The sequence below is a fragment of the Nocardia sp. NPDC004711 genome (assembly GCF_053601595.1).
On record NZ_JBSGCB010000011.1, the window covers coordinates 1 to 12,746 of the forward strand.

A 12,746-nucleotide genomic window follows, 5' to 3' on the forward strand; every position below is an offset into this window, starting at 1 on the left:
CCGCCCGGGGGGCCCGCCCGGCCCGTTTACCCCCCCCGCAAACCCCGTGGGGGGGGCCTGCCGTTTGGGTACCCCCCCACCATCGCAGGGTGGGCGCTATCAGTGCGTGTGGGCTAACGCCGATAGCTCGGGTGCGTCGATTTCCCGGAGGCCCGTGGCGGTGACCTCCAGGACTCGGGCGGTCCCGATGTCGAAGAACAGGCCGGAGACCTCGAGACCGCGTTCCAGGATCGCCCGCCGGACCACCGGGTGGGCGCGCAGCGTGTCCAGCTGGACGGCCACGTTCACGATGGACAGCTGGTCGGCCACCCCGAATCCGGCACGCGCCGCCACGGCGGCGATCGGGTCGCCGGCGCGGAAGCGATCCAGGCTGGCCCGGCCGTGGACCAGCCAGTTGCCCAGGCCGGGCCCGGTGGGCCCGCCCGCGACCAGTGCCTTCATCGCGCCGCACGCGGAGTGACCGCAGACCACGACGTTGTCCACGACCAGATCGTCGACGGCGAAGGCGAGCGCCGCCTCGATGGAACTGTCGCGGCCGCCGGGGACCACCAGGTTGCCGACATTGCGGATGGTGAACATGTCGCCGGGCCCGCTGTTGGTGATCATGTTGGGCACGATCCGGGAATCCGCGCAGGTCAGGAAGAGCGAGTGCGGGTTCTGCCCGTCGCGTAGCTCGTCCAGGTGCGGGCGCACCAGGTGGGCGTTGCGCTGGTGGAAGGCGGCCACGCCCTGGGTGATCGGGTTGCCGTCGTCCTCGCGCCAGGGGCGCAGCACATCGTCGAGCAGGGTGCGGGCGCGCCCGCGCACCGGCGGGCCCGTCAGGGCGTGCGCCATGCGGGCGGTGCCGAGTTCCACGAATTCGACTGTGCCGCCGGTGCTCTCGTGCTGGCCGGCCCAGTCGTGGATGGCCTCGTAGGCGGCGTGGTCGAGGAAGTCGACGCTCATCTCGACCAGCACGTCGGTCCCGCCGGGCACCTTGGCCAGTTCCGAGGACAGCTTCGGCAGTGCCAGGAACGTGCAGGTGCCGTCGATGCTGACCAGCCAGCGATCGGTGCCGGCCACCTCGCCGGCGGTCACCGAGACGCGCACGACCCGCCACAGCAGCAGGCCGAAGGCCAGCGCCAGGCCGATGATGACGCCCTCGAGCAGATTCAGGAACACCACGCCGAGCACGGTCACCAGGTACACCAGCAGGTCGCCGGTGCGCCGGGCCAGCTTGATGTGGGCGAGCTTGACCAGCTGGATGCCGACCACGATGAGCAGACCGGCCAGGGCCGATTTGGGAATCTGCTGCACCAGGCCGACCAGCGCTACCGAGAACACCAGGATCCAGAGGCCGTGCAGGAGGGCCGAGGCGCGCGTGCGGGCGCCGGCCTGCACATTGGTGGCACTGCGCACGATGACGCCGGTGACGGGCAGGCCGCCGAGGCCGCCGGAGATCACATTGGCCGCGCCCTGCCCGACCAGTTCGCGGTCGAAGTTGGTGCGCGCGCCGGTGTGCATCTTGTCCACGGCGACGGCCGACAGCAGGCTCTCGACGCTCGCGATCAGGGCGATGGTCAGTGCCGCGAGCACCACCTCACCCCACTCGCCGGAGGGCAGCTCGGGCAGGCCGATGGCGTCGAACAGCGAGCCGCTCAACACGATTCGCTCCGGATTACCGGGCAGCACCAGCGACAGCACGGTGCCGGCGACCACGGCGATCAGGGGGCCGGGCAGCACCTTCAGTTTGCCCGGCACGTACTTCCAGCTGAGCATGATGGCGATGACCACCAGGCCGACGACGAAGTCGTCGCCGTGCAGGTTGAGCAGCTGGTTCGGCAGTTCCTTCAGGTTCTCCCACGCGGAGCTCTGCGAGGTGCCGCCGAGCAGCACATGGAATTGCTGCAGCGCGATGGTGACACCGATACCGGCGAGCATGGCGTGCACCACGACCGGCGCGATGGCCAGCGCGGCGCGGGCAATGCGGCTGAGCCCGAACAGGATTTGCAGCACACCGGCCAGCGCGGTGATGAAACAGGCTGTCTTCCAGCCGAATTCGTTGATGGTGGTGGCGACCACCACGGTCAGGCCGGCCGCGGGCCCGCTGACCTGCAGCGGCGAACCGCCGAGCAGGCCGACCACGAGGCCGCCGACCACGGCGGCGATGAGTCCGGCGGCGATGGGCGCGCCGGAGGCGACCGCAATGCCGAGCGAGAGCGGCAGTGCGACGAGAAAGACGACAAGGGATGCAGGAAGATCATGACGCAGCAGGCTGTCGAGCCGGCCGTCGGTGCTGCCTGGCGGTGAACCGTCGGTTCTGCCTGGCGGTGAATCGGTGTCGCGAGACATTTCGCTCCTCAGCGAGCATGTACAGGGGGCATCGAATAAAGGCTGCGGACAGCTCTGGCCGCAGACTCACCGGACGAGCAGAGCCAAGAGTAAAGGTAAAGACTTAGCAAAGTCTGAGAAAGAAGGCCCCCAACGCACAAGGAGTGTGAACCCTCTCGGGCCCACACCCCTTCTTCCCCGGCCGTCACGCGGGTTGGGTCACCCGCCCGACGTCGTCGATCTCGGCGATCCCGTCCACGGTGACCTCCACCACGCGCGCGGTGGCGATATCGAAGAACAGGCCCGAGAGCACCACGCCGCGCTCCTGCACGCCGCGGCGAACCACCGGATGCGCGTACAGCGTTTCCAGCTGCACCGCCACATTCACCATGCCGAGCTGATCGACCGGACCGAACCCGGCGGCCGCCGCGGCCACCGCGACCGGATGCCCGAGCCGGAAGCGCTCGAGGCTGGGCCGGGCATGCGCGAGCCAGTCGTCGAGCTGGGACCCGGTGACCAGTTCGCTGTGCAGCGCGCCCATGGCGCCGCACCCGGAGTGCCCGCACACCACCACCGAGCGGACATCCAGCTTGTCGAGGGCGTAGATGAGCGCGGCCTCCATCGACGAGTCCTGGGCGTCACGCGGAATCAGGTTGCCCACATTGCGCACCGTGAACAGGTCACCCGGACCGCTGTTGGTGATCACGTTCGGCACGATGCGGGAGTCGGCACACGTGACGAAAAGCGAGTCCGGTTCCTGACCGTCGCGCAGCACTCCGAGGTGCGGGCGCACGACGTGCGCGTGGCTGCGGTGATAGGCGGCCACGCCGGCGACGATCGGGTCCACGTCGGTGGCGGTGCGCCGCCAGGGTCCGAGGACCTCGTTCAGCAGGTGCCGGGAGTGCCCGCGGGCGGGCGGCCCGTCGGCGACATCGGCCATGCGCACCGCGCCGACCTCCACGAATTCGACTGTGCCGCCTGCACTCCGGTGCTGGTCCACCCAGTCCTGCACCGCGTCGTAGGCGGCGTGGTCCATGAAGTCGACGGTCATCTCGACCACCACCTCGGCGCTGCCGGGCACCTTGGCGAGTTCGGCGGCGAGCTTGGGCAGCGCCAGGAAGGTGAAGCTGCCGTCGACGGTGACCCGCCAGCGCGGCGCGTCCACCTCCTCGGCCGCCACCGACACCCGCACCACCCGCCACAGCAGCAGGCCGAAGGCCAGTGCGAGCCCGACCAGCATGCCCAGCAACAGATTCCAGAACACCACCACGAAGGCGGTGGCGGCGTACACCACCAGGTCGCCGGTGCGCTGGGCGCGCCGGATGTGGGCGAGTTTGATCAGCTGAATGCCGACCACGATGAGCAGTCCGGCCAGCGCCGCCTTGGGAATCGAGCGCACCACGTCGACCAGCGCCACCGAGAAGAGCAGGATCCACAGCCCGTGCAGCATGGTCGAGGCCCTGGTGCGCGCTCCCGCTTTGACATTGGTGATGCTGCGCACGATGACCGCCGCCACCGGCAGGCCGCCGATCAGCCCGGAGACCATGTTGGCCGCGCCCTGGCCGAGCAGCTCGCGGTCCAGATCCGTTCGGCGCCTGGAGTTCTGGCGCATCCGGTCCACCGCCACGGCCGACAGCAGGGTCTCCACGCTGGCGATGAGCGCGATGGTCACCGCCATCAGCGCCACCGTGGCCCAGCTGCCGTGCGGCACCTGGGGCAGGTGCAGTTCCGCCGGCAGTGAGCCATTGAGCGTGATGCGCTCGACCCGCACCGGCAGCACGCGCGCCAGCAGGGTCGCGACCACCACCGCCACCAGTGGCGCCGGCACCCGGGTGGCCGGTGCGGGCAGCCGCCGCCAGCCGAGCAGGATGGCGATGACGACCAGTCCGATGCACAGGTCACCGGGGTGAACCGAGGCCAGCTGGCGCGGCAGCGCGACGATGGCGTCCCAGGACGAGGTCAGCGAATCGCCGCCCATGAGCACGTGCACCTGTTCGAGCGCGATGACGATGCCGATTCCGGCGAGCATGGCGTGCACCACCACCGGCGCGATGGCCAGCACCCCGCGTGCGATCCGGCTGAGCCCGAACAGAATCTGCAGGCCACCGGCCAGGATGGTGATGAAACAGGTAGCGGCCCAGCCGAATTGGGTGATGGATTCGGCGACCACCACGGTCAGCGAGGCGGTGGGCCCGCTCACCTGGAGGGTCGATCCGCCGAAGAGTCCGGCGACCACGCCGCCCACCACCGCGGCGATGAGTCCGGCGGCGACCGGCGCGCCCACGGCGACGGCGATGCCGATGGACAGCGGCAGGGAGACCAGGAAGACGACGAACGAGGCGGGTAGATCGTGGCGCACCAGGGCGGCGAAGCCGGGAAGCGACGTCCGTGGAGGCTGATCGGTGTCGGTGGACATATTTCTCCTTCGCCGGCACGGCAGGGCCGCCCGGTTCATCGGTCAACATGTACTGGCATCGAATCGAGAGGCAGCGGCGGGCGAGGCTGGAGAACCACGACGCTTGGCAGATCGCGGGTAATCGTAAAGACAGTGCAAAAGAAATGAAAAACGTTTGCGACAGTTGGGGCGAACCGCTATCAAACTGTGACACAGCTCACTGCACCGCGCACAAGGACTGCCGCTGTCCGAGATGTCACCGGATGTTCACCCGCCGCACCCTGCCGAGTCAGAGACGCTGCCTAATCTCTCGCGCCAGATTGCTGTGGAACCCGAAGTGAGACGGGGTCCTTCGGAAAGGGTTCCGCGGAATGTCGCTCCCCCGCCGCACTGTCATCGCGGCCGTCGCCGCCGCGCTCGCGACCACCGGTTGCGGCACGCACGCCGAACCGGCATCCGTTCCCGCCGTGACCAGTTCGTGGACCCCGCCGCCCGGGCTGTCCGGGCAGCTCACCCTGTACTCGGCGAATCCGCAGGACCTCACCGACGACCTGCTGGCCGGGTTCACCCGGGCGTCCGGGGTGAAGGTGAACGTCGTCAACGGCGAAACCGGCAAGATCACCGCCATCCTCGACAAGGAGGGCCCGCAGCCGCGGGCCGATGTGGTGTACCTGGCGTCCTGGACGCCCGCGGCGGAGTACGACCTGCAGGGCCGCACCCTGCCCTACACCCCGCGCGGCGCGGACCGGGTGCACGACGGATGGATCGGCAAGGATCACGGCTTCATCGGCCGGGACGGGTCGGCGCTCACCATGGTGGTCAACAGCAAGGCGAGCCCGCGCCTGCCCAACGACTGGGCCGATCTGGCCGCGCCCGAATTCCGCGGCCGGGTGATCATGCCGGACCCGCGCGAATCCGGCACTGCCCGGGACCTGCTGGCCGCCATGGTCAGCGCGTGGGGCAAGGACCGCACCTGGGCCATGTTCGACGCCCTCTTCGACAATGGCATGGTGGTGCGCGGCGGCAACGGCCCCGCCCTCGACCAGGTGGCCGCGGGCGGCTACGCCGTCGTCCTCGGCGGCGTCGACTACGCGGCCTACGACGCGGCCGCCAAAGGCGTTCCGCTGCGGGTCATCTCACCGTCCTCGGGCACCGTCATCACCCCGCGCCCGGTCTTCATCCTGAACACCACCCGCAACCCGGCGGCCGCGAAAGCCCTGGTGGACTACATGTTCACCCCCGAGGCCCAGCAGATCACCGCCGCGCACAAGATGATTCCCGCGCGCACCGACGTCCCGGTCGCACCCGGCACCCGCTCCTACGACGAGGTCAAGCAGCTGCCCTTCTCCTGGGATCAGGTGAAGGGCAACGGCACCGGCATCCTGACCGAATTCACCCAGCGCTACCTGAGCTGATCCGCCCCGGGTTCAGCCGCGGCCGTGCGCCCGCTCGTAGGCGGCCCGCGCGGCGGCGGCGCGATCGCGTTCGCGCTGGTCGGCCAGGGCCGGATCCAGGCCGTGCTTGGTGAGGCGGGCCCGGCGGAACACGTACATGAGCGCGGCCGTGAAGTAGATCAGCGGCAGGTACAGCAGCGCCATCATGGCCAGCCCGATCCACAGCGGGCCGGGAATGAGCAGGAACAGGCACAGCGGCGGGATGATCGGGATGAGGATGCGCAGCATGTAGCGCCGTGCCGCCCCCGGGCCGGTCAGATCGTCGATCACCCACTGCGACATGGCCGGCGGCAGCGTCCCGCCGCAGATGTAGCGCAGGCGCTGCAGCGGATTCGGGCTGGTCTGGTCGGGCACGGTCAGACTTCCTCGGCCAGGCGGAGTTTCAGGGCGGCGAGTTCGGCGCGCAGGGCATCGGGCAGGCGGTTGCCGCCGATGGTGGCGTACCACTCGTCGATCGATTCGAGCTCGCGCACCCATTCGCCGCGATCGACGGTCAGGGCGGCGTCGATCAGGCCGCGGTAGCCGTCGCCGAGTCCGTCGAGGTCGAGCGCGGCGGCGGTGGGCACGAAGCCGATCGGGGTGCGCTCGGCCGGAGCGGTGCCGTCCAGCCGTTCGAGCGCCCACTTCAGCACGCGCACATTGTCGCCGAAGCCGGGCCACAGGAACTTCCCGTCGGCGCTGCGCCGGAACCAGTTGACCTGGAAGACCTTCGGCAGCTGCGCGCCCGCGCGCTCCCCCATCGCCAGCCAGTGCGCGAAGTAGTCGCCCACGTGGTAGCCCAGGAACGGCAGCATGGCCATGGGATCGCGGCGCACCACGCCGACCTTGCCGGCCGCGGCGGCCGTGGTCTCCGACGACAGCACCGAGGCGGTGAACACCCCGTGTGCCCAGTCGAAGGATTCCGCGATGAGCGGGATGGTGGTGGCGCGCCGGCCGCCGAAGAAGATCGCCGAGATCGGCACGCCGCGCGGGTCGTTCCATTCGGGGGCCACCGACGGGCACTGCTCGATCGGGGTGCAGTAGCGCGAATTCGGGTGCGCGGCGGAGGTTTCCGAGCCGGGCGTCCAGTCCTTGCCGTGCCAGTCGAGGAGGTGGGCCGGGGCCTGGTCGGTCAGGCCCTCCCACCACACGTCGCCGTCGTCGGCGCGAGCGGTATTGGTGAAGATGGAATTGCCCGCGTCGATGGTGGCGATGGCGTTCGGATTGGTCCGCATGCTGGTTCCCGGTGCGACGCCGAAGAATCCGGCCTCCGGGTTCACCGCGTAGAGCCGCCCGTCGGCCCCGAACCGCATCCAGGCGATGTCGTCGCCGACGGTCTCGGCCTGCCACCCGGGCAGGGTGGGCTCGAGCATGGCGAGGTTGGTCTTGCCGCACGAGGACGGGAAGGCCGCGGCGATGTAGTGCGTCTTCCCTTGCGGCGAGGTCAGTTTCAGGATGAGCATGTGCTCGGCCAGCCAGCCCTCGTCGCGGCCGAGGACCGAGGCGATGCGCAGCGCGAAGCACTTCTTGCCCAGCAGCGCGTTGCCGCCGTAGCCGGAGCCGTAGCTCCAGATCGTGCGGGTCTCGGGGAAGTGCGCGATGTATTTGGTCTTGTCACACGGCCACGGCACATCGGGCTGCCCGGGGCCGAGCGGCGCGCCCACCGAGTGCAGGCACTGCACGTATTCCGTGTCGCCGGTGAGCTTTTCCCAGACCGGCGCGCCGGAGCGGGTCATGATCTGCATCGACACCGCGACGTAGGCCGAATCGGTGATCTCCACACCGTATTTCGGCTCGGCGGCATCCAGCGGGCCCATGCAGAAGGCGATCACGTACATGGTGCGCCCGGCCATCGCCCCGCGGTAGTGCTCGGTCATGACGGTGCGCATGTCGAGCGGATCCACCCAGTTGTTGGTCGGCCCGGCGTCGCTCTCACGCTCCGAGCAGATGAAGGTCCGGTCCTCCACCCGTGCCACGTCGCCGGGATCCGAGACGCACCAGAACGAGTTCGGCTTGGCCGACAGCGGGACGAAGGTCCCCTTGGCCACCAACTCGGCGGTGAGCCGATCCCATTCGTCGCGAGAGCCGTCGCAGTAGACGATGCGCTCGGGCATGGTCAACTCGGCGATCTCCGCGACCCAGGCCAGGATGCCGGGATGGTCGGTCGGCATGGTGGCGACGGCGGCGAGGGGACGTTCAAGCACGGCGAGCCTCTCTGACGGAAACAACTAGGTTTTTAGTTTAGAAAACACGCAAGCAGAAAGGCGGGCGGGGCCGCCGGACGGGTGCCGGGACACCCGCTAAGCGGGCTGTTCGAGCGCCTCGGCCTGGCCGGAGACCACGCCGGTGAGAATCGCGCGGGCCACCGCGAGCAGTTCGGCGACCTGCGGCGAGGTCAGCGCGTAGGTGACCGAGAGTCCCTCCCGGCGGGCGGTGACCAGACCGGCCCGCCGCAGAATGGACAGCTGCTGGGACAGATTCGCGGCCTCCACCCCGATTTCGGTGAGCATCTCCGAGACCGCGTGCTCCCGCTGACTGAGCAGTTCGAGCACTCGAATGCGCACGGGATGGCCCAGCGTTTTGAAGAAGTCCGCCTTCATCTGATAGAGCGGCCGTTGCATTCCTGGCACCTGCGAGCCATTCCTTCCACTGGCGGCGGATCATCCCTGCGCACGACCCACCCGGCAATTGCAGAGTTTAGCAACCAGGCCAATCAAGGCCCATGCGCCCCGGCGTGGCACGGGCGTGCGGCGGCCGCGCGTGTCAGCCAGGGATGAGCCGTTTTGCCGAGCGATGAGATTCCGCGTGCGTGGTACGTTCGGTCGTTCGCCGGACCGCCTACCAGAAAGACCAACCGTGCCCCTCGCCACCCTGAACGGCATCCGACTCAACTACGACGTCACCGGCAGCGGGCCGCTGGTCGTGCTGGTCATGGGCACCGGCAGCCCGGGCCGAGTGTGGCGCACGTATCAGGTTCCGGCACTGGTGAAGTCGGGCTTCCGGGTCGCCACCTTCGACAATCGCGGCATCGCGCCCTCGGAGGAGAGCGCGCACGGCATGCGCATCGAGGATCTGGTCGCCGACACCGCGGCCCTCATCGAACACCTCGGCGGCCCAGCACATGTGGTGGGCACGTCCCTGGGTGCGCGCGTGACGCAGGAGCTCGCGCTGGCGCGGCCGGAGCTGGTGCGCAGGGCGGTCATGCTGGCCACCACCGGACGGGCGCATCCGCTGGCGAGCATGTTGAGCCGCGGCGAGCGGGCCCTGCAGGAGCAGGGCGTGAAACTGCCGCCGGAGTACGCGGCGGCCATCAAGGCGATGCTGAACCTCTCCCCGCACACGCTCGAGGCCGACGACCAGGCCCAGCAGTGGCTCGACATCTTCGAGTACTCGGCGAGCGCGACGGAGCCCGCGCCAGGGGTGCTGGCCCAGCTGCGCATGGACCGCTCGGGCAATCGGCTCCCCGACTACGCCCGGATCACCATTCCCAGCCTGGTCGTCGGATTCGCCGACGATCGCATGCTGCCACCGGTTTTCGGCCGGGAGGTGGCCGCGGCGATTCCGGGCGCGCGCTTCGTCGAGATCGAGAAGTGCGGCCACTACGGGTATCTGGAACGCCCCGAGGAGGTCAACCGCACCATCATCGACTTCCTCACCGACGGGCATGCCTGAGCCCCAGCAGATTCCGGCCTCACCCCGGAGAGAAGGCACCGGACAGCGCTAGGGCGCACCGAGTTCGGCGGCAATCGCGCCGGCCAGCAGGGTGCGGGCCCGGTCGAGGGTGAGCGAGCCGCTGTGCCAGCGCTCGCTCAGACCCTCGACCAGGGCGGTGAGCCGTTCCGCGACGGCCGCGGCGTCGAGATCCAGTGGGATGGAACCGGTTTCCTGACCGTGCAGGATGAGCGTCTCCACATCGGAGTTCCAGGATTCGGTGCTGGCCCGGAGCGGTTCGCGCAGTGTGGGATCGAAGGCCGCGCTGGCGCGCAGTTCACCCCAGGCGACGCTGTTCTCGCGGACCTCGTCGGTGTCCTGCAGTTCCAGCAGCAGCATGCGCTCGACCTGCGCGCGCGGGTCCACGAGGTCGGCGAAGGCCTGGTCGGTGTAGGACTCCGCCCGGTGATTGATGTGCTCGAGAGCCGCGCGCAGGATGCCGGCGCGGTCCTTGAAGTGGTAGTAGATCAGCGCGGTGGACACGCCCGCGGCGGCGGCCAGTTTCTCGACCCGTAGTCCGCGGACTCCGTCCTGCGCGATGACGCGAACGGCGGCTTCCAGGATCTGGGTCTGACGGTCCGACACGATTCCTCACTCTAGAACGATTGCGCGGCCGGTCCGGAACGGGCGGCGCGTCGAACCGGCCGCGCCCCGGCGAATTACAGGCTTCACCGAGGGCTCGGATGCCTCAGTCGACGGGTTCCTGCTGGGTGGTGCAGTGGATGCCGCCGCCACCGGCCGCGATGGCGTCGATATTGATCTGCACCACGGTCCGATCCGGGAACAGGCGCTGCAGCGTGGACCGCGCCGCCGAATCGGCCTCGGAGTCACCGAATTCGGGGGCGATGACGCCGCCGTTGCAGACATAGAAGTTGATGTACCCCGCGGCGAAGTCGTCGCCCGCGCCCCGGTAGCGCAATTCCGAAGGCGCTTCGAGGGTTTCGATCTCGAGCGGACGGCCCTGCGCGTCGGTGGCATTGTGCAGGATGTCGAGGTGACGGCGGGTCACGTCGTAGTCGAAGGACTCCTCGTTGTTGTCGAGTCCCGCGACCACGACGCCGGGGCGGGCGAAGCGGGCATAGAAATCGGTGTGGCCGTCGGTGATGTCGTGCCCGGCGATGCCCGGCAACCAGATCACCTTCTCGAGGCCGAGCAAACGGTGGAGCTCGGCCTCGACGTCGGGCTTCTTCCAGCCCGGATTCCGATTGTTGTTCAGCACACAGGATTCGGTGATGAGCGCGGTGCCCTCGCCGTCGACCTCGAGGCCGCCGCCCTCGAGCACCAGATCGGTGTGCACGGTCTCCACCCCGGCGCGGCCGTCGACCACGGTGGCGACCTTGGCGTCGCGGCGGTGCTGCTGTTTGCCGCCCCAGCCGTTGAAGTTGAAATCGACGCCGGCCTTGGTGCCGTTGCCCCGCACGAACACCGGGCCGGTGTCGCGCATCCAGAGGTCGTCGAGGTCGGCGACGATGAGCTCGACATTCGCGCCGCCCAGCAGGTTTCGCGCCATGTCGAGCTCGTCCTGGCGCACCAGCATGGACACCGGTTCGAAGCGGGCGATGGCGGCGGCGATGGTGGCCAGGTTCTGGCGGACCTGCGGCAGCAGCTGCCTACCCCAGATGGCTTCGCTCGCGCCGAAGGCCATCCAGGTGCGCTTGTGGGGCGCGCCCTCGTCGGGCATCACCCAGGAGCGGCCGTCGCTGGGCGTGGAGGACGAGGTGTCGCCGCTGAACCACGACGAGATCGGCCCGTCGCAGCCCGCGAGCAGCAGCCCGCCCATGGTCAAAATCCCGGATCGCATGAACCGGCGTCGTTGCATCTCGCAGTCTCCTTGTGTGAGGGGCACGGCGCGGCGTTTCCCTCTCCGGCGCGCTGAATCCGCTGAACCCGCTGGTAGAACGGCCGTCCGCACACGACGACCCCGAGCCGGGCACCAAGGACTGTATTCCTGACTGAATTTTCAGTCAAGGAACGCGACGTAGGTCACCCGGCACGGGCGCGCCCGGCGCGCGGGCACGGGATCGGCAGGGCCGTTTGACGAGAGCTGTATATCTTTGCGACGCCGCCATCTTCGCAACCGAACCCGCCCTAGGGTGGCCCTGACGATGATCGACGACAGGAAGGAAGCAGGTAGTGGCGGGCAAGGGCGCGGGCTGGCTGGAACCGATCGAGGAGTCCACGCAACGGTTCCTCACGACGGTCGAGACGCTCACCGACGACCGGATCGGCGGCGCCTCGCTGATCCCGCCGTGGACGCGGGGCCATGTCATCGCGCACGTCTGCCGGGCCGGGGACAGCCTGGTGCGCCTGCTCACCTGGGCGCGCACCGGCGTGGAGACCCCGCAGTACGCGAGCATGGCGGCGCGGGCCGCCGAGATCGAGGCGGGCGCCGCGCGACCGGTGGCCGAACAGCTGGCCGATGTGGCCGCCGGCGCGCGGCGATTCGCCGACGCGGTGCGACTGCTGCCGGCCGAGGCGTGGGAGCGGACCGTCCGGCCGCGCACCGGGGAACTGCGGACGCCGGAGGCGCTGGTGCCGATGCGGTTGCGGGAATTGGAGATTCACCACGCCGACCTGAATGCCGGATATTCGTTCTCCGACATTCCCGAATCCGCGGCGCGCTGGATTCTCGACGACATCGCCGACGCGCTCTCCGCCCGGACACCCGACGGCCCGGCCCTGCGACTGCGAGCCACCGACAGCGACTTCCGCCGGGAGCTGCAGGGGGACGGGCACGCGTCGCCGATCGGCATCACGGGTACGCAGGCCGACCTGCTCGGGTGGCTCAGCGGCCGGATCCCGGCCACCGCCACCGGCCTCACCGCCGCGGGCGCCGACACGGTGCCGCCGGCCCCGGCCTGGATCTGACCACCCCGAATTCGGTCATCCCGCTCCCG

General features: G+C 69.4%; 10 protein-coding genes. 3 read left to right on the forward strand and 7 right to left on the reverse strand.

Going from position 1 to position 12,746, the window contains the following annotated elements; translation table 11 throughout:
* Window positions 1-99 precede the first annotated feature (99 nt).
* The gene (locus ACWEKS_RS12645; RefSeq protein WP_452340184.1) at window positions 100-2,331 is read right to left on the reverse strand and encodes a SulP family inorganic anion transporter; all 2,232 of its coding nucleotides are present in this window, start codon (window positions 2,329-2,331) and stop codon (window positions 100-102) included.
* A gap of 184 nt (window positions 2,332-2,515) precedes the next feature.
* Window positions 2,516-4,726 carry a SulP family inorganic anion transporter gene (locus ACWEKS_RS12650; RefSeq protein ID WP_452340185.1) on the reverse strand — a complete coding sequence of 737 codons (2,211 nt, stop codon included), beginning with the start codon at window positions 4,724-4,726 and terminating at the stop codon, window positions 2,516-2,518.
* A 350-nt stretch (window positions 4,727-5,076) separates the two neighbouring features.
* Between ACWEKS_RS12650 and ACWEKS_RS12655 the strand changes: the two genes are divergently transcribed.
* Window positions 5,077-6,120 carry an extracellular solute-binding protein gene (locus ACWEKS_RS12655; RefSeq protein ID WP_452340186.1) on the forward strand — a complete coding sequence of 348 codons (1,044 nt, stop codon included), beginning with the start codon at window positions 5,077-5,079 and terminating at the stop codon, window positions 6,118-6,120.
* A gap of 12 nt (window positions 6,121-6,132) precedes the next feature.
* Here the strand turns inward: ACWEKS_RS12655 and ACWEKS_RS12660 are convergent, their stop codons facing one another.
* From ACWEKS_RS12660 to ACWEKS_RS12670, 3 genes are all read right to left on the reverse strand, one after another.
* The gene (locus ACWEKS_RS12660; RefSeq protein ID WP_452340187.1) at window positions 6,133-6,513 is read right to left on the reverse strand and encodes a DUF5313 family protein; all 381 of its coding nucleotides are present in this window, start codon (window positions 6,511-6,513) and stop codon (window positions 6,133-6,135) included.
* Window positions 6,514-6,515: 2 nt separating this feature from the next.
* On the reverse strand, window positions 6,516-8,309 hold the full coding sequence (locus tag ACWEKS_RS12665) for a phosphoenolpyruvate carboxykinase (GTP) (protein WP_452340361.1): 1,794 nt from the start codon (window positions 8,307-8,309) through the stop codon (window positions 6,516-6,518).
* Window positions 8,310-8,438: 129 nt separating this feature from the next.
* Entirely contained in the window at window positions 8,439-8,759 is a 321-nt protein-coding gene (locus ACWEKS_RS12670; RefSeq protein WP_364624478.1) for an ArsR/SmtB family transcription factor, read from the reverse strand.
* 235 nt (window positions 8,760-8,994) lie between these two features.
* On the opposite strand from ACWEKS_RS12670, the gene ACWEKS_RS12675 reads away from it, so the two are divergent.
* Window positions 8,995-9,810: an alpha/beta fold hydrolase gene (locus ACWEKS_RS12675; RefSeq protein ID WP_452340188.1), complete on the forward strand. Its 816-nt coding sequence runs from the start codon at window positions 8,995-8,997 to the stop codon at window positions 9,808-9,810.
* A gap of 48 nt (window positions 9,811-9,858) precedes the next feature.
* On the opposite strand, the gene ACWEKS_RS12680 is transcribed toward ACWEKS_RS12675, so the two are convergent.
* Together ACWEKS_RS12680 and ACWEKS_RS12685 are read right to left on the reverse strand one after the other, a co-directional pair.
* Window positions 9,859-10,434: a TetR/AcrR family transcriptional regulator gene (locus ACWEKS_RS12680; protein ID WP_452340189.1), complete on the reverse strand. Its 576-nt coding sequence runs from the start codon at window positions 10,432-10,434 to the stop codon at window positions 9,859-9,861.
* 103 nt (window positions 10,435-10,537) lie between these two features.
* Window positions 10,538-11,668 carry an agmatine deiminase family protein gene (locus ACWEKS_RS12685; RefSeq protein WP_452340190.1) on the reverse strand — a complete coding sequence of 377 codons (1,131 nt, stop codon included), beginning with the start codon at window positions 11,666-11,668 and terminating at the stop codon, window positions 10,538-10,540.
* Window positions 11,669-11,982: 314 nt separating this feature from the next.
* On the opposite strand from ACWEKS_RS12685, the gene ACWEKS_RS12690 reads away from it, so the two are divergent.
* Window positions 11,983-12,717 (forward strand): maleylpyruvate isomerase family mycothiol-dependent enzyme, encoded by a 735-nt coding sequence (locus tag ACWEKS_RS12690; protein ID WP_452340191.1) that lies wholly within the window; start codon window positions 11,983-11,985, stop codon window positions 12,715-12,717.
* Window positions 12,718-12,746 lie beyond the last annotated feature (29 nt).